Source organism: Pseudomonas sp. 2995-3 (assembly GCF_002742565.1).
GTDB lineage: Bacteria > Pseudomonadota > Gammaproteobacteria > Pseudomonadales > Pseudomonadaceae > Aquipseudomonas > Aquipseudomonas edaphica.
Genome location: NZ_LJSB01000157.1, coordinates 320,398 through 337,135, shown reverse-complemented (window position 1 = coordinate 337,135; position 16,738 = coordinate 320,398). Strand labels below are relative to the sequence as shown.

The window sequence follows — 16,738 nt, the reverse complement described above, 5'->3', positions numbered from 1 at the left end:
GAGGTAACCCGATAGGGGTAGATTGATGAGCATGACGCTGCAAGACATCGCCTGGCACCGTTCGGTGGGGCAAATGATAGACGCCCTGGACCAGCCCAATTTCTGGACCCAGCTTGTGCGGCTGTTGGACCAATACGTGCCGTCCGACAGTTGGGTGGCCTTGCTGTTCAGCAGTCAGCACCGCCCGCTGGTGTTCGCCGAATCCCCGGGCGCCGATGGCACGCCGGACCCTCTGTTCCAGGACTACCTCAACGGCCTGTACCTGCTCGACCCGTTCTACATCGCCAGCCGCGAACACGCGCGCACCGGCCTGTTGCGCCTGGCGGACGTGGCGCCGGAGCATTTCGAGCTGACCGAGTACTACCAGCGCTACTTTCGCCTGAACGTGGTGGCCGATGAAATCCAGTTCAATTGCCACCTGCCGGACGGGCGCACCCTGTGCCTGTCGCTGGGTTCGAAACAGCGTTTTGACCCACAGCAAATTGCCCTGCTGTCACTGATCCAGCCGTGGGTGTTGAGCCTGCTGCGCCAGCGCCTGCCCCATGAACTGAACCAGGTGAGCGCGCCGCAACCGCCGATTCAAAATGATGGCTGGGGCGCACAACTCACCGCCCGTGAGCTGGATGTAGGCCGTTTGATGCTCAGCGGTTGCTCCAGCAAAGAGATCGCCCGCAAGCTGGAAATCTCTGTTGAAACCGTAAAAGTCCATAAGAAACACATGTACAGCAAGCTAGGGATCAAATCCCAGTCGGAGCTGTTCTCGATCTTTCTTCAGGCGCAAAACGCCTGACCGTTTGTCTGAAACCGTTGATGAACTGTTATTTCTGACAGTAGCTGGGTTTGCCTGCGCGCTGAACACTTATGTGCATATTTCGGCCAGCGTTGATACCCATGTCTACTCGCTTCTTGATGCTATTACTGAGCTTTTTGGCCTTGGCAGCAACCGCCCAGGATGATGTTGTCGAACGCCTACTGGCGCAAATGACGCCGGAGGAAAAAGTCGCCCAACTCAGCCTGCTCGGCATCAAGGAAACACCGACCGGCACTGTCGTTGATCAAAACGGCTTGGAAGAACGGCCAACGATAACCGTCGGTTCTGTCATCGGAGCCTACGGTGCCGACCTGACTCGCCAGCTGCAAAAACAGGCGGTACAAGGTTCGCGCTTACATATACCGCTGTTGTTTACCCTCGATGTCATTCATGGCTTTCGCACCGTGTTCCCGGTGCCCCTGGCGGAGGCTGCGGCCTGGGACGCTCAACTGACGCAACGAAGTGCCCGCGCGTTAGCTGTTGAAGCCACCGCCAGCGGTGTGCACTGGACCTACGCTCCCGTAGTCGACATAGCGCGTGACCCACGTTGGGGACGCGTGGTGGAGGGTGCTGGTGAAGACCCGTTTCTCGGCTCGATCCTGGCGGCTGCGCGGGTGCGCGGTTTTCACGGCTCAGGCCGGCCTGACAACTCGTACATGATGGCTACCGCTAAACACTTTGTTGCCTATGGGGCTGGCGAGGGCGGGCGGGATTACAACGTCGCCGATCTGTCGGAACGAACCTTTATGGAGGTCTACCTGCCCCCTTTCCAGGCGGCCGTAGCCGCGGGCGTTGACGCAATCATGCCCGCCTTCAACGAGGTCGCCGCCACGCCCATGAACAGCAACAAGGCCCTACTGACAGGGCTGTTGAGTCAGAAGTTGGGCTTCACCGGTATTATCGTCAGCGATTACTCCGCCGTAGAGGAACTGATTCAGCACGGCATCGCCCGCACCCCATCGGATGCGGCATGGTTAAGCTTTAACGCTGGCATCAATATTGAAATGGCCAGCCAGACTTACCGGCAACACCTGCCGACGCTCCTACGCAACGGCCAGGTTTCAATGGCAGACGTGGATGAAGCCGTGCGCCGCGTACTCAAGGCCAAGCAGCGCCTGGGACTGTTTGAAGACCCTTACCGCTACAGTGACCCGATCCGCGAAGCCAATAGCGCGAATATACCGCAGCATCGTGCTTTGGCCCGTGAGGCGGGGCAAAAGTCTATCGTATTGTTGAAAAACAGCGGTCAATTACTGCCTCTGTCAAAGAAACTTCGCCGGTTGCTGGTGGTCGGCAGCCTGGCCAAAGATGCCGCCGCCACGCTCGGCCCGGCGTCCTGGCCAGGCACCCCCATCGGCGCGGTAACAGTCCTGCAAGGCATACAGAACGCCGTCTCCACCGACACCGACGTAACCTACCTGCCCGGCGCCTCCCCCAGCAGCGCCGACACCCAAGGTATCGCAGCCGCCGAAAAAGCCGCCCGCGACGTCGACGTAGTGGTCGCCGTACTGGGCGAAAATGCCGAGTACAGCGGCGAAGGTCAGAGCCGCGCCGAACTTGGCTTGCCCGGCGGCCAGGAGGCGCTATTGCGCGCGCTTCTGGACACCGGAAGACCCGTGGTAGTCATCCTGATGAACGGCCGCCCATTGGTGTTCGCGCAGCCCCTTCAACAGGCGCCTGCATTGCTTGAAACCTGGTTTCTCGGCAGCGAAATGGGGCATGCAGTGGCGGATGTGTTGTTTGGCGATGTCAACCCCAGCGGCAAATTGCCGATCACCTTCCCACGCAGCATCGGGCAGGTCCCCCTTTACTACGCACACAAAAATACTGGCCGCCCCAACAGCAATATCGACGGTTCGCCGTCCGGCTATCGCTCCAACTACATGGACATCAATGACACGCCAGCCTATCCATTTGGCTTCGGCTTGAGCTACACGACGTTCAGCTACTCAACGCCCAAACTGAGTAGCACCCGGCTTGCGTCCACCCAAACCCTGACCGTCGAGGTCACCGTCACCAACACCGGCAAGCGTGCCGGCGATGAAATCGTCCAGTTGTACCTGCGCGATGACGTCGCCAGTGTGACCCGCCCGGTCCGACAGCTGCGCGGGTTTCGCAAAGTGCACCTGGCCCCCGGCGAGGCGCAGAGCGTGACTTTCACCCTCGATCAAGAGGACTTCGCCTTGCTGGATATGAACCTCTCGCCAGTGGTCGAAGCGGGCACCTTTACCGTCTTCGTCGGGGCCGACTCGACCGCCACCCAACAGGCGCAATTCGAGGTCACCGATAGCCGCCAGTTGTCTATTCCGGGCCAGTCTGTCCCACAGGTGCAGCCAAACTGATTATTCCCACAGGTTGTCTATGGTTTCCGTACAGGCGCAGAATGGCCGATCGACCTGTAGAGTTGAACCTGAGGAAAAACCGTATGAGCCTGTCGTTGCTAAGCCGTTACGCCTTCTTTGCCGTGTGCGTCATTTTCACCCTCGCCAGCCTTCCGTTTATCGAACATGAATGGCTGTGGCCTATCACCGTGGTCACCGGCATCCTCAGCCTGATCGGCGTTTTCGACCTGCTGCAAAGCCCCCACGCGGTGCGCCGCAACTACCCGATCCTGGGTAATATCCGTTACCTGGTGGAAGCCATTCGCCCGGAGATCCGCCAGTACCTGCTCGAATCCGACAGCGACGCCCTGCCCTTCTCCCGGGCTCAGCGCTCGCTGGTTTACTCGCGCGCCAAAAACGAAACCGCCGACAAGCCGTTCGGTACCCTGATCGACGTGTACCAGTCGGGCTTCGAGTTTATCGGCCACTCCATGCGTCCGGCGCCGCTCAGCGACCCCAGCGCCTTTCGCGTGATGGTCGGCGGCCCGCAGTGCACGCAACCTTACTCGGCCTCGGTCTTCAACATCTCGGCGATGAGCTTCGGCTCGCTGAGCGCCAATGCGATTCGCGCGTTGAACCAAGGCGCCAAGCTCGGCAACTTTGCCCATGACACCGGCGAAGGCAGCATCAGCCCCTACCACCGCGAAAACGGCGGCGACCTGACTTGGGAACTGGGCAGCGGTTACTTTGGCTGCCGCACCAGCGACGGCCGTTTCGACTCGGAACGTTTTGCCGTGCAGGCGCAGAACCCGCAAGTGCGCATGATTGAAATCAAGATGAGCCAGGGTGCCAAGCCCGGCCACGGCGGTATCCTGCCCAAGCACAAAGTCACCCAGGAAATTGCTGAGACGCGCGGCATCATGATGGGCGAAGACTGCATCTCGCCATCGCGCCACAGCGCGTTTTCCACACCGATCGAGATGATGCAGTTCATCGCTCAATTGCGTGAACTGTCCGGCGGCAAACCGGTGGGTTTCAAGTTCTGCCTCGGCCACCCGTGGGAGTTCATGGGCATCGCCAAGGCCATGCTCGAGACCGGCATCCTCCCGGACTTTATCGTGGTCGACGGCAAGGAAGGCGGCACCGGCGCCGCGCCGGTGGAGTTCACCGACCATATCGGCGTGCCGCTGCGTGAAGGCCTGCTGTTTGTGCACAACACCCTGGTGGGCCTGAACCTGCGCGACAAGATCAAGCTGGGCGCCAGCGGCAAAATCGTCAGCGCCTTCGATATCGCCAGCGTGCTGGCCATCGGCGCCGACTGGGCCAACTCGGCGCGCGGCTTTATGTTCGCCATCGGCTGCATCCAGTCGCAAAGCTGCCACACCAACAAATGCCCGACGGGCGTCGCCACCCAAGACCCGCTGCGCCAGCGTGCGCTGGTGGTGCCCGACAAAGCCCAGCGCGTGTTCAACTTCCACCGCAACACGCTGCACGCCTTGGCGGAAATGCTCGCTGCGGCCGGCCTGGATCATCCGTCGCAACTGTCGGCCAAGCATTTGGTGCGGCGCATGTCGGCGACCGAAATCAAACTGTTCTCGCAGCTGCATGTGTTCCTCAAGCCTGGCGAGTTGCTCACCGGCGAGGTGAACGGCGAGTTCTATTCGCGCATGTGGCAAATGGCACGGGCGGACAGTTTTGAGCCGCAGGAAGTGGCTGCCGCATAAATATCCGAATACTCTTGACCGCTGAACCGGACCACCGACGGCATCGTTGAAACAAGGAGCTTCACATGCCGTTACTCGACTTCAGCGCCATTGCGGCGCAACTGCCCGACAGCTGGAAATCCGCACGCCTGGGCCAGGTCGGCCCAGCGCGGATCAAGGTGTTGCGTATGGATGACCAAGCTTATAAAGAGGAAACCCATGATTACAACGAGGGGTTATTGGTAGTCAGCGGCCAGTTGTGCCTGAGCATTGGCACCGAGCAAATACGCGTTGCTGCCGGCCAGATGTACCTCGTAGAAGCCGGCACTCCCCATGCTGTAAGCCCCGGCAGCCGGGGCACGTTGGTCATCATCGATGTATAGAGACATTCAGTAATACCCAGCCTTTGCAATTGCTTACAAATACCGCCAACCTGCGCGCGCCCGACGTGCGGCGTGTGACAACACGCGCATTCGCCTGTCATGACTTAAACCCCTGTTCAAGAGCCCGCTGCCATGCTGAACGGACGCGACCCGCGCATCGATTTTTTTCGGGGCTTGGCGTTGATCTTCATTTTCTGGGATCACGTCCCCCACAACCCACTCGGCCAGATCACCCTGCGTAATATCGGTTTCAGCGATGCCGCTGAAGTGTTTGTATTTCTTGCCGGTTATGCCTCAGTGCTGGCCTATGGCAAGGTCTTGCAACGCGAAGGCTACTGGATGGCCTGCCTGAAGATCCTGCGGCGCACCTGGGTGCTTTACGTGGTGCATATTTTCTTGCTGGCGATGCTGATGGGCATCGTGTTCTTCGCCAACAGCCATGTGGAAACCCGCGATCTGGTGCAGGAGATGGGCCTGACGCACTTTGTCACCCAACCACAGCAAGCGTTGGTGGATGAATTGCTGCTGCGCTTCAAGCCCAACCTGATGGACCCGTTGCCCTTGTATATCGTGCTGCTGGCCGGCCTGCCGCTGGTGTTGCCGTGGCTCTTGCGCAAAACGTGGTGGGTGGTGGCGGGGTCGATGGCGGTGTACCTGCTGGCGCCACACCTGGGTTGGAACCTGGCAGCGATTGCCGACGGGGTGTGGTATTTCAACCCGGTTACCTGGCAGTTCCTGTTCGTGCTGGGCGGCGCGGCGGCGATTCATGGGCAACAACCCCGCGCGCAGGAGCATCGGCCACTGCTGCGGCAGCCGTTATTCATGATGGCCGCGACCTACGCATTGATGGCCGGCGTGATCACGATCGGCTGGCGCTGGCCCGAGGTGCATGACGCACTGATGCCGCACGCGCTCAGCGAACTGTTGTACCCGATCAGCAAGACCGACCTGTCGCCGGTGCGTCTGCTGCATTTCCTGGCCTTGGCCTATGTCACCGCCAAACTGTTGCCGGGGCGTGCCTGGACGCAAAACTGGCTGGCACAGCAGACCTGCCGGATGGGCCGCTTTTCGCTGGAAGTGTTCTGCCTTGGCGTGTTGTTGGCGCCGTTGGCGGACATGGTCAACGCCATGGCCGGCGATGCCTTTGCCATGCAAATTTTTACCGCGCTTGTGGGCGCTGGCTTGATGGCGATGTTGGGCGCCTGGCTGGAGTTCAACAAACGGCTGGACCAATCGACACGCATGGCCGCCGCCTGAAAACAAAAAGCCCCGATCAAGGGGCTTTTGGTGTACGCCAGGCCGTCAGGCGACGGAGCGTGCCGCCGCATTGGTCGGCTGCAACTTGAACACGTAATACAGCACGGTCAGCAGCACCAGAAACGCAGGCCCCACATACAGCGCCACCCGCGTATCCGGGAAGTACGCCATCAGGCCCACCACCAGCACCAGGAACGCCAGCGCCAGATAGGAACTGACCGGGTACAGCCACATGCGGTACTTGAGGCCCGCCGCTTCGGCCGGGCTCAGGCCTTTGCGGAACTTGAGCTGGGCCAGCAGGATCATCAGCCAGGTCCAGATCGCGCCGAAGGTGGCGATGGAGGTCACCCATACGAACACCTGGTCAGGTACCAGGTAGTTGAGCAACACGCCCAGCAGCAAGGCAAAGATCGACAGCAGCAGCGCCTTGCGCGGTACGCCATTGCTGGAGGTGGTGCCGAAAGTCGCCGGCGCCTGGCCGTTCTGCGCCAGGCTGTAGAGCATGCGCCCGGTGCTGAAGATGCCGCCGTTGCAGGACGACAGTGCGGCGGTGATCACCACGAAATTGATGATGCCTGCGGCGGTCTTGATGCCCAAACGTTCAAAGGTCATCACGAACGGGCTGCCCTGGGTGCCGATTTCGTTCCACGGGTAGATCGACAGGATCACAAACAACGCGCCGACGTAGAACAAAAGAATGCGCCAGAACACCGAGCCGATGGCGCTTGGAATAGTCTTCTGCGGGTTGCGTGCTTCACCGGCGGTCAGGCCGATCATCTCGACGCCCAGGTAGGCGAACATCACCATCTGCAAGGACATCAACACGCCCTGCACGCCATTGGGCATGAAGCCGCCGTGAGCCCACAGGTTGGAAATACCCAAGGCCACACCGTCGTTACCGAAGCCGAATGCAATGATGCCGACGCCGCCGATCACCATGGCAATAATCGTGACGATCTTGATCAGCGCAAACCAGAACTCGAACTCACCAAAGGCTTTGACGGCGATCAGGTTGATCGTGCCCATGCTGATCAGCGCCGCCAGGGCCCAGATCCAGCGCGGCGTGTCGGGGAACCAGACACCCATGTACACCGCCACGGCGGTGATTTCCGCGACACAGGTCACCAGCCACAGGAACCAATAGTTCCAACCTGTGAGAAAGCCCGCCAACGGGCCGAGGTAATCCTGGGCATAACGGCTGAACGAGCCGGCTACCGGGTTGTGCACGGCCATCTCACCAAGGGCGCGCATGATCACCAGAATGGCCAGGCCGCCGATGATGTAGGAGAGCATGATTGCCGGGCCGGCCATCTCGATGGCCTTGGCCGAACCGAGGAACAGGCCGACACCGATACAGGCGCCGAGCGCCATCAAACGGATGTGTCGTTCACCCAGTTCACGTTTGAGCGGGCCGCCTTGAGCGGTCTCGCCAGGGGGCAGTGGTTTGCCGACAGGCATAGGGAAACAACCTCATTTTGTTATTGGATTGTCCGTCGAGTTTCCGGGGCCAGGCCGGTAAGCCTGTGCCCTTGTTGAAACCGGGGCCGCCTCATGGACGGGCCCTTCTTGCCGGGCAAGATCGGCGGGACGTGCAGTATAAAAAGCCGGGACCAGGGTCTTTCACTATAAAAACCATGCAATTCAGTGAAAGACCCGGCTAAAAAGCCACTTTACAGGAGCATATTACCTGCGCTGAGCGACAAAACGTCGCAACCCACCCTGCATTCACACGCCATCCAAGAAGATTCCGACTACCCAACCACAATTCCCTCACACCTGTCGCCCAGCGACTAAGCTTCAGGCAAGTCCGATCAATCTGCGTGCAGGATCAATCGACTATGGGCGCACTGTGGCAAACCGAATCGACCAAGGCTGCGAAATTACAAGGCAGTTCGGACCCAGCGCCTTTACCCAAAAATAAACCCAGGCCCCGTTACATACGTCGCCTGTTCTGGCTGATTGTGTTGATGGTGGTGATTGCGCTGGGGTTCGCCGCCGCCAAAGAGATACGCACATCCGCACTGCAAGCCCGGCAACTGAGCCGGCTGGCCCACGACCTCACCTACCGGCTGGAACCCGGCCCGAGCCAGGCAATGGTTTACCCCGGCGCCGGCCCGTTCGATCGCCGCTTGGGCTACAGCGACCTCGGCACCTTTTTGCCGCGCCTGCTCAAGCGCGGTTATGTGATCGAGTCCCAGGTGCAGTTTTCGCCAGCGCTAATGAGCTACGCCGGCCACGGTCTCTTCGTGCCTTACCCGGAGAAAATCCAGGCCGGCCTTTCGATCACCGACTGTCGCGCCTTGCCCCTGTACCAGTTCGAGTACCCGCAGCAGCTGTACTCAAGTTTTGCCGCCATCCCGCCGCTGGTGGTCCACAGCCTGTTGTTCATCGAGAACCGTGACCTGCTCGACCCCGCCCAGCCCCAGGCCAACCCAGCGGTGGACTGGCCGCGCTTTGCCATGGCGGCCTGGTCGCAAGTCGCAAAGGTATTGCACCTGCCCGGTCAAAGTGCCGGCGGCAGTACCCTGGCCACCCAGCTGGAAAAATATCGGCATTCGCCCGACGGCCTGACCTTGTCCGGCAGTGAAAAACTGCGCCAGATGCTGTCCGCCGGTGTGCGCGCCTACCAGCCTGGGCCTGACACCCAGGTGGCACGCCAGAATATCGTGCGCGACTACCTCAACAGCGTGCCGCTGTCCGCCGTGCCGGGGCATGGCGAAGTGCATGGCATGGCCGAGGGTTTGCGCGTGTGGTACGGCGCTGACTTCAAGCAGGTGAACCTGGCCCTTAACGGCACTGAAATTGATGCGGTCCATGTGGCGCAACGTGGCCTGGCTTTGCGCCAGGTGCTGTCGCTGATGATCGCTCAGCGCCGGCCGTCTCATTACCTGGCCAACGGCCGCGATGAACTGGCGCAACTCACCGACAGCCACCTGCGCCTGCTGGCGCAGAACGCCGTGATCGACCCGCCGTTGCTCAAGGCCGCCCTGGCATCCCACGTCACTTACCGCGACTGGCAGCAACAGCCGACCGTGCAGCCCATCGACACCAACAAGGGCATCAGCGTTGCCCGCAGCCGTCTCGCCGCCCTGCTCAACCGGCCGCTGTACGACCTCGACCGCCTGGACCTGTCGGCCACCAGCACCCTGCAAGCCGAGCTGCAAAGCCAGGCCACCGACTACCTCAAGCAACTGGCCGACCCCGCCTTCGCCGGCAAAATGGGCCTGCTCGGCGAGCGCCTGCTCACGCCCGCCAGCACGCCCCAGGTGCGCTACAGCTTCACCCTGTTCGAACTGACCCCGGACGGCTCGCGGGTGCGCGTGCAAACCGACAACACTGATCAGCCCTTCGACATCAATGAGGGCAGCAAGCTGGAGCTGGGCTCCACGGCCAAGCTGCGAGTGCTCACCACTTACCTGCAGATCATCAGCGAGCTGCATGATCGCTACGCGGCGCAAACACCCGCCGCGTTGAAAAAAACCGAGATTGCCGAGCAGGACCGCATCAGCCGGTGGGCGGTCGATTACCTGATCCAGAATCCCGATAAGTCCCTGGCCAACATGCTCGATGCCGCCCTCGACCGGACTTACTCGGCCAACCCCAACGAAGGTTTTTTCACCGGCGGCGGCATGCACCACTTCCACAACTTCCGCAACCAGGACAATGGCCGCAGCCCGTCGCTGCGAGACGCCTTGCGCGAGTCGATCAACCTGCCATTTATCCGGCTGATGCGCGACCTGGAACGCTACGTTACTTACGCAGGCCCCAACAACAGTGCGCAATTGCTCAAGGATGATAACGACCCACGGCGCCAGGAGTACCTGGCCCAATTCGCTGATCGCGAAGGCACCACCTTCCTGCTCAAGTTCTGGAAGAAGTACCAGAAAAAAGACACCCAGGCGCGCCTTGAGACCTTTCTTGACGGGCTGCACCCCACGGCGATCCGTATGGCGGCTGTGCATCGCTACCTGTTCCCCGAGGCTGACCAGGACACCTTCAATCGCTTCGTGCGTTCACATCTGGTGAATGCCAAAACCAGCGACAAACTCACCGACGAACGCCTGCAACGCCTGTACACCGACTACGGCCCGGGCCGCTATGATTTGCCCGACCAGGGCTACATCGCCAAGGTCCACCCACTGGACCTGTGGTTGCTCGGTTACCTGCTCAACCACCCCGACGCGACCTTCAGCGAAGTGGTCAAGGCCAGCCAATTTGAACGCCAGGAGGTCTACAGCTGGCTGTTCAAGAGCCGTCACCAAAGCGCGCGCGACAGTCGTATTCGCACCATACTGGAGGTCGAGGCGTTCCTGGATATTCACCAGCGCTGGCAGGCGGTGGGTTACCCGTTCGACCATTTGGTGCCGTCGCTGGCCACCGCGATTGGCAGCTCGGGCGATCGCCCCGCCGCGCTCGCCGAACTGATGGGCATCATCCTCAACGACGGCGTGCGCGGCAAAGTGCTGCGCATCGACAGTCTCCACTTTGCCGCCGATACGCCGTACGAAACCCGCGTGGTCAACACGCCCGATGCGGGTAAACGAGTGATGCCGTCCGAGGTCGCTACCGCGCTGCGCGGCGCGTTATCGCAAGTGGTGGACGCGGGCACGGCCAAGCGTGTTTCCGGCAGTTTCGTGCAGGCCGACGGTACGCCGATGGCCATGGGCGGCAAGACCGGCACCGGCGACAACCGCATAGAAGCGATGGGCGCCGGCGGCCGAGTGATCAGCTCCAAAGCGATCAACCGCACCGCCACGTTCGTGTTCTACATCAGCGAGCGCTACTTCGGCACCCTAACCGCCTTTGTGCCAGGCAGTTCGGCGCAAAACTTCAAGTTCACTTCGGCACTGCCGGTGCAGGTGCTCAAAGGCATGGCGCCGATTTTGACCCCGTACTTGCAAGGCAGCGGCACCCTGCTGTGCCACGGGGCATGACCGAAGCGCCTGGGGTGAAATGGGGTTTGTGCGGGAGCTGGCTTGCCTGCGATGGCGGTGATGAATTCACTATTGCTATCGCAGGCAAGCCAGCTCCCACATTTAATTTTTAGCGCTGGCAACACTGATCCCCTGTGGGAGCTGTCGAGCTTTAGCGAGGCTGCGAAAGCGGTGGGCCAGGCAACTTATAACTTGCCTGTGCCGCCAATTTCGCGAACAGCAAAGTGCATGTCTCAAGGCGCCGGAAAATCAAACAGCAGGTGTACCGTGCCGTAATACTCGCCGCCCTTGTAGCCGTCTTCCGGTTCAACGGCGGTGATTTCCAGTTCAGCGCGACGGCCCGAGCGGGCTTCATCGGCGCTGATCACCAGGGTAGAATCGAGAGTCAGCGGCACCCGGTTGAACAACACCTGCAAATCGATACGGTTGCGGCCACTCAACAGATAAGGCGTGTCACCAAGGCGCGCCGCCACGCCGCCGTTGATGTTTTTCACATCAAAGTTCTTGCGCAGACGGCCCAGCCGGGCTGTCGCAAGGTCCCAGGGCAGCACTTGGTCCTGGCCCATCCAATCGGACTCGGAAGGCAGCACATAGGCCTCATGGATCGGGATGGTCACCGATACATCAAAACTGTGGCGCTCCTGAAATGCCTGCGCCTGGTCACCCGCCAACACAGGCGCCATCAGCACAGCCAGTACCGTCAGTTGCTTGAACATTGTCATCACCCGTTACTGTTGACCGTCATCGTTTTTTTGTTGCGACCTTCGATCAGCTGGAAGTTGAACTGACGCTCCGACTTTTTCTCCAGCACCAACTGGCGGCCAGGCAGAATGTGGTGCTTGGTGGTGGCCTCACATTCGGTCTTTTTCGTCACCGAACAATCGCGGAACTCATCGAGCACCACCACGCTGTTGCCGGCATTACGCATGGTGTATTGGCTGGCGGTTTCGCTGATCCGGGTATCAAAACGGGTGTCTTGCGGGCGCACGAAGAACACCGTGCCGTACCCGGCCATGACGTTGACTCCGGCGGCCAGGGCGTCCTTGTATTCGGCGCGTTCGGCATCGGTGACAGCAAAGTCATCTTCCTTTTCCGGTACCACCGGAATGAAACGCACACGGAAATAGCGCTCCTTGTCTCGCTGGCCCATGTACAGCAACCGAGTGCCCTGACGCCCGCCGGCCGGTACGATCAGACGAGCCGGGCTGGCCATCAGGCCGTCGCGGTTGGTGGTGCTGCCTTTGGCGTCGGTCATCGACGCGACGGGCACTTCCCTGGACGTGCCGTCGGCGTTGTAGACGATCTCCAGCACATTGACTTTGATAAACGCGGTACTGGTGCCGCCGTTGTAGACACGCTTGAGGTAAGAACTGCGGTCGCCTTCCAGGTAGTCGTAGACCACGCCGACGTTGATCGCAGGTCCCGCATGAACCGCCAAAGACACCAGCCACAGCCCCACTGATAACACTGCATGTTTCATGTTTGATTACGCCTTATTGATTGAACCCAGCCCAGCGGCCGGCGTGCGGCAAATATCCGCTCAGACTTCCGAATCCCAGATCACCGTGACCACACCCGAATAGGTGCTGCCCGGCTGTTCGAGCATGTCCTTGACCTGGTCTTTTTCGACTTCGAAGTGCAGCGTTCCAGCACGGTTGTTCACGTAAAACGCAGGCTGGAACAACTCGGTGCCCACGCCATCCAGGCGCAAGGGCTGCTTGTTGACCGCCTGCCCGGCCTGGTTCTGCAAGCCAAAGGGCAGGCTGACAGCAACCTGCAACGGCACCTGATCCCCCGCGCCGTTGCGCAAGCCACAGGTGTTGCCCACCGCAAGGCTGCATTCGAGCTGCATCTTGAAACGCCCACTGGCGGAAATGACAAAGGTCTGGTCACGGAACAACCGCGCCGGTTGGCGCCCACGGTTAAGCCAGGCTTGCCAGCCGCCTTCGGGTAGCAACTCGATGCGGTTGCCGCCCGGTGGGAGATCGACCTTGAGCTCATGCTCTACAGCCAATTGAAAATTGAACGTCAGGGCGCTTTCGGTGGACGCCATCACGTCACCGAAATCAAAATCCCCGCCCGGCCCGATGCTGTAAGTCAGGGAGCCGCGGTATTCGCCGCTGGCCATGCCTAGCGGGTTGGGGGTTTTAAGTTCGTAGCCGTACTCCAAGTGGCTGTAGGTCAAACGCGCAAAAGTGGTGCCCGGGTTTACCGTACAAGCCCCCACGCCCTCCGGGACGATCCAGAAAAACAGTGCGTAACTGGCGGATGCCGCCAAATAGTTAACCCCCTGGCAAGGAGGCGCACCGTTACTCCAATAGTAGGTCCAACCGGTTCCTCCGTTAGCCCACCCGCTGACGCCAGGCGGACGCGGCACATCCCAACGCGTACCAATACCCGCAATGCGCATTTGTACGGTTTCAACCTCACCCGTCCCGACATGGACCACCTGTACATCACGCCAAGATGAAGGCACTTTGAAATAGGCGCCTTTTCGAGGGTCTTCATGGTTGGCCTCGATCGGCTCTACCGACTCGGCCCTGAATGCCGCATCACGGATACTGAAGGTATTCAACGCCTCGCACCTGGCCGGTACGTGCCACGCGCAGACGCCACTGTGGGGCGTGGTGTTTTCGAATTTATTCACCATCGGGTTCGACGGGTCAGGACGAAACACCGCCGTGATGTTCTGCACCAGCGCGTGCGCAGGCAGGCTCATGCTGACCAGCGCCAGCGCGAACGCACACTGCTTCAAGCCGGTTCTCGTTACGTTTTTCACGTTCATAAAAATCCAGTCCATGCCATCAACCAGCGGTTTCGGCGTTGTGGGTTGCTTCTGCCAGGGTGTCCTTGGTGCAGCGCAAATCGCCGATCATCAACACATCGCTCTCACTCGGCGCATTGGCAGGGTCCAGGCGGAACTGACAGAGCAATTGGTTCTGGTAGCGCACTTGCAAGGTCGGTGAACTGGCGCTCATTTCCATCGAGAAAAACCCGTCGACTTCGCTGACCCCACGGCTGGCGTGGTTGATCACGTGATGGCCCTTGAGCGGTGCACCACGCTCATCCAACAACCGGCCGAGCACGGTGACGGTTTTCATCACGGTGATTTTCCGGTAGTCGACCCCGCCCTTGTTCAGGTGATAACTGGCGCGGGTCGGCTGGATATTCGCCGCAGACGGGTGATTACCTTCAAAGTCGAAGCTCACGCTGCTGCTCTTGTAGGCTGAGACCGGCACGTAGTTGCGCCCCGGCCGCAAGATCGCGCCGCCACCGCCGAGGTCGTCGGCACGCAGGGCGATTTCGTCGAGGTCGGTTTCCACGTCGATGATCATGCCCGCACCGTTGCCCTGGTACTGGCTGCTCAGCAGCATCTGGCCGGCGCCGGCAACGAAGGTGCTGTTGAGGTTCAAGCCACCGCTCAGGTCGCCGTTGAACGAGCTGCGTTGCACAAACCCGTCACCGCTGACCGCGTCCGTATTGAAGCTGGCCATGCCCGACAGGCCGACGCCGTAGGTGTCGGTGATCGCCGTGGCCGAGACGCTTTGCAGCAAGTGGTCGGTGAGGTCCTGGCGCAAAGTCACGGAAGCGTTGTTGTCGCGCCCACCGTCACGGGCAGTACGGGTGCCGATGCTGCCGGAAATCTGCCGGCCTTCGGTGCCCAGGTTGACGCTGACGCTCACGTCCACGCCGCGGTTGCGCGCGTCGTTGGTGCCGGCGCTGCCGGGCCGGTCGAACACCGAGAAGCGCCAGTTGGCGTCACTGCCGAACAGGTTGTCGTGGCGGCTCCAACCCAGGTCGATGCCGGCCCCCTCCACATTGCCTTCGCTGTGGGACAGGCGCATGTTCAGGGTGTTTTTCGCATCCAGCCGGTGGTTGACCGACAACGCCGTGTTGCTGGCTTCACCGACGAAGGTGTTGCGCCGCAGGCGTGTGCCATCGGGCAGAGTCTCGTAGGTGTCGCGGGTGTCGAGCCAACTGCGGTTATGGCTGAACACCAGGTTGGTCGCGCCCAGGGTATAGAGCCCTTGCAGGTCCATGCCGGTGCCGTGTTCCTGGGTCTGGTAGAGGTTGGCATACAGGCTGGTATTGTTGGCCACCGTCCAGTCCGCCGAGCCGCCGTATTGCAACTGCTCGCGCACCTGACGGGCCGACAGGCCGAGGATCACGCGCGGGTGTACCAGATAGTTGAGCGACGCACCGGCCGTCACCGCGCCGGAAGCTTGTTCTTCCCAGTTGCTGAACAACTTGGTCTCGCGCCCGGCGAAAAGGTTATAGCGCCAGCGGTCTTCGGCGTTGCGCCAGTTGCTGGGTTTGTAGACCAGCTCCTGGGTGGTGCTGGTGGTCAGGCCGTCTTCGATAAGGCGCACTTCCACTTCATAGATGCCGCCGGGCAAGGGCCGGGTGTCCAGGGTTTGCAGGCCGGCCGCAACGGCCTGGGTGTTAATCAACAGGCCATTACGGTAAATCTCCACCGCCGCCTGGCGGTTGGCGGTGACATAGATCGGGTACACGCTGGGCTTGGCGTTGTTGATGGCCAGGCTGTCGGAGCTGCCATACATCAGGCCCAGCGCCGTATCGGGGCTGGCGCCGAAGCTGCGCAGTTGGCGGGTCAGGCCATCGGAATTGGGGGTGAAGTGGCCCAGGCGGAAAAACTGCCCTTCGAGTTCTCGCTGGGTATACAGCTCATGGATCGCATGGCGCATGGGCTCGTCATCGCCGCTCTGGCGCGCCAGCTGCAGGTTGAACACCTGACTCCAGTTACCCAGACTGGAACTGGCTTGCAAACCATAGCGTCCGCCGAGGCTGTCCTCTTGGCTGCCATTAAGGTTGAGCTGGTTGTTGATGATCAAGCCGAGGCTGCCACCTTCGGGCTGCTCATGGAAACGCGGGATGTCGCCACTCAGTTCGACGTCTTGGGTGAGGATCGACAGCTGGGAGCTTTCCAGGTTGTAGAAGGCCGAGAGCATTTTCTGCGGGCAGGACTGGGTACAAGCACCCAATGACACGCCTTTCTCCAGCAGCGCTTGCCAGGTGTCGCGGGTGGCGGCCGGGACTTTGCTGTCGGCGGTGTCGGTAAATTCAAGCAAGGTGACACGGTCATCGCGGGACAAAACAATCAGCGCCTCACCCAACAGTTGCTGGTCAAGGTCCACACGTACCGCCAACGGCACCTCGAAAAAATGATCAGTAAAACCAGCGGGCAAGCCTTGCGCCTGAGTAATCAGACTGCCGGGGGTTGAAGCACCGGAAGAAGCAGGTGCAGCCAGGGCACTCGTACACATCAGCAGCGCTAGCGCAGCCGCGATAGGCGTCATCGGAAACATGA

Annotated in this window: 11 protein-coding genes; 6 read left to right on the top strand and 5 right to left on the bottom strand. The window is 60.7% G+C overall.

Annotation, left to right across the window (positions count from 1 at the left end; translation table 11 throughout):
* The first annotated feature begins 25 nt into the window (after window positions 1-25).
* From AOA62_RS09175 to AOA62_RS09155, 5 genes are all read left to right on the top strand, one after another.
* Window positions 26-790 (top strand): LuxR C-terminal-related transcriptional regulator, encoded by a 765-nt coding sequence (locus tag AOA62_RS09175; protein ID WP_099548505.1) that lies wholly within the window; start codon window positions 26-28, stop codon window positions 788-790.
* 101 nt (window positions 791-891) lie between these two features.
* Complete coding sequence (locus AOA62_RS09170; protein WP_099548504.1) at window positions 892-3,153, top strand: glycoside hydrolase family 3 N-terminal domain-containing protein; 2,262 nt, start codon at window positions 892-894, stop codon at window positions 3,151-3,153.
* A gap of 83 nt (window positions 3,154-3,236) precedes the next feature.
* Window positions 3,237-4,856, top strand: a complete 1,620-nt coding sequence (locus AOA62_RS09165; RefSeq protein ID WP_099548503.1) for an FMN-binding glutamate synthase family protein — start codon at window positions 3,237-3,239, stop codon at window positions 4,854-4,856.
* A 65-nt stretch (window positions 4,857-4,921) separates the two neighbouring features.
* Entirely contained in the window at window positions 4,922-5,218 is a 297-nt protein-coding gene (locus tag AOA62_RS09160) for a cupin domain-containing protein (protein ID WP_099548502.1), read from the top strand.
* 132 nt (window positions 5,219-5,350) lie between these two features.
* A complete protein-coding gene (locus AOA62_RS09155; RefSeq protein WP_099548501.1) occupies window positions 5,351-6,475 on the top strand; it encodes an OpgC family protein in 1,125 nt (374 codons plus the stop codon).
* Window positions 6,476-6,520: 45 nt separating this feature from the next.
* On the opposite strand, the gene AOA62_RS09150 is transcribed toward AOA62_RS09155, so the two are convergent.
* Window positions 6,521-7,933, bottom strand: coding sequence for an amino acid permease (locus AOA62_RS09150; RefSeq protein WP_099548500.1), 1,413 nt, complete (start codon window positions 7,931-7,933; stop codon window positions 6,521-6,523).
* Window positions 7,934-8,313: 380 nt separating this feature from the next.
* Here AOA62_RS09150 and AOA62_RS09145 point away from each other — a divergent pair, with 380 nt between their 5' ends.
* Window positions 8,314-11,409, top strand: a complete 3,096-nt coding sequence (locus AOA62_RS09145) for a transglycosylase domain-containing protein (protein ID WP_099548499.1) — start codon at window positions 8,314-8,316, stop codon at window positions 11,407-11,409.
* 233 nt (window positions 11,410-11,642) lie between these two features.
* Here AOA62_RS09145 and AOA62_RS09135 read toward each other — a convergent pair whose 3' ends face one another.
* Genes AOA62_RS09135 through AOA62_RS09120 form a run of 4 tightly spaced genes read right to left on the bottom strand, consistent with a single transcriptional unit; the run spans window position 11,643 to window position 16,736 of the window.
* Window positions 11,643-12,125: a CS1 type fimbrial major subunit gene (locus AOA62_RS09135; protein WP_017136325.1), complete on the bottom strand. Its 483-nt coding sequence runs from the start codon at window positions 12,123-12,125 to the stop codon at window positions 11,643-11,645.
* 5 nt (window positions 12,126-12,130) lie between these two features.
* Window positions 12,131-12,889: a p pilus assembly chaperone gene (locus AOA62_RS09130; protein WP_017136324.1), complete on the bottom strand. Its 759-nt coding sequence runs from the start codon at window positions 12,887-12,889 to the stop codon at window positions 12,131-12,133.
* A gap of 60 nt (window positions 12,890-12,949) precedes the next feature.
* Window positions 12,950-14,194, bottom strand: coding sequence for a hypothetical protein (locus AOA62_RS09125; protein WP_032865514.1), 1,245 nt, complete (start codon window positions 14,192-14,194; stop codon window positions 12,950-12,952).
* A gap of 19 nt (window positions 14,195-14,213) precedes the next feature.
* Window positions 14,214-16,736: a CS1-pili formation C-terminal domain-containing protein gene (locus tag AOA62_RS09120; RefSeq protein WP_099548497.1), complete on the bottom strand. Its 2,523-nt coding sequence runs from the start codon at window positions 16,734-16,736 to the stop codon at window positions 14,214-14,216.
* Between the last annotated feature and the right edge of the window lie 2 nt (window positions 16,737-16,738).

Bases quoted from the DNA above. Each gene is read 5' to 3' on its own strand.
- AOA62_RS09155 (WP_099548501.1), top strand. From the start codon at position 5,351: ATGCTGAACGGACGCGACCCGCGCATCGATTTTTTTCGGGGCTTGGCG.
- AOA62_RS09175 (WP_099548505.1), top strand. From the start codon at position 26: ATGAGCATGACGCTGCAAGACATCGCCTGGCACCGTTCGGTGGGGCAA.
- AOA62_RS09170 (WP_099548504.1), top strand. From the start codon at position 892: ATGTCTACTCGCTTCTTGATGCTATTACTGAGCTTTTTGGCCTTGGCA.
- AOA62_RS09135 (WP_017136325.1), bottom strand. From the start codon at position 12,125: ATGTTCAAGCAACTGACGGTACTGGCTGTGCTGATGGCGCCTGTGTTG.
- AOA62_RS09120 (WP_099548497.1), bottom strand. From the start codon at position 16,736: ATGTTTCCGATGACGCCTATCGCGGCTGCGCTAGCGCTGCTGATGTGT.
- AOA62_RS09125 (WP_032865514.1), bottom strand. From the start codon at position 14,194: ATGAACGTGAAAAACGTAACGAGAACCGGCTTGAAGCAGTGTGCGTTC.
- AOA62_RS09160 (WP_099548502.1), top strand. From the start codon at position 4,922: ATGCCGTTACTCGACTTCAGCGCCATTGCGGCGCAACTGCCCGACAGC.
- AOA62_RS09165 (WP_099548503.1), top strand. From the start codon at position 3,237: ATGAGCCTGTCGTTGCTAAGCCGTTACGCCTTCTTTGCCGTGTGCGTC.
- AOA62_RS09145 (WP_099548499.1), top strand. From the start codon at position 8,314: ATGGGCGCACTGTGGCAAACCGAATCGACCAAGGCTGCGAAATTACAA.
- AOA62_RS09150 (WP_099548500.1), bottom strand. From the start codon at position 7,933: ATGCCTGTCGGCAAACCACTGCCCCCTGGCGAGACCGCTCAAGGCGGC.
- AOA62_RS09130 (WP_017136324.1), bottom strand. From the start codon at position 12,889: ATGAAACATGCAGTGTTATCAGTGGGGCTGTGGCTGGTGTCTTTGGCG.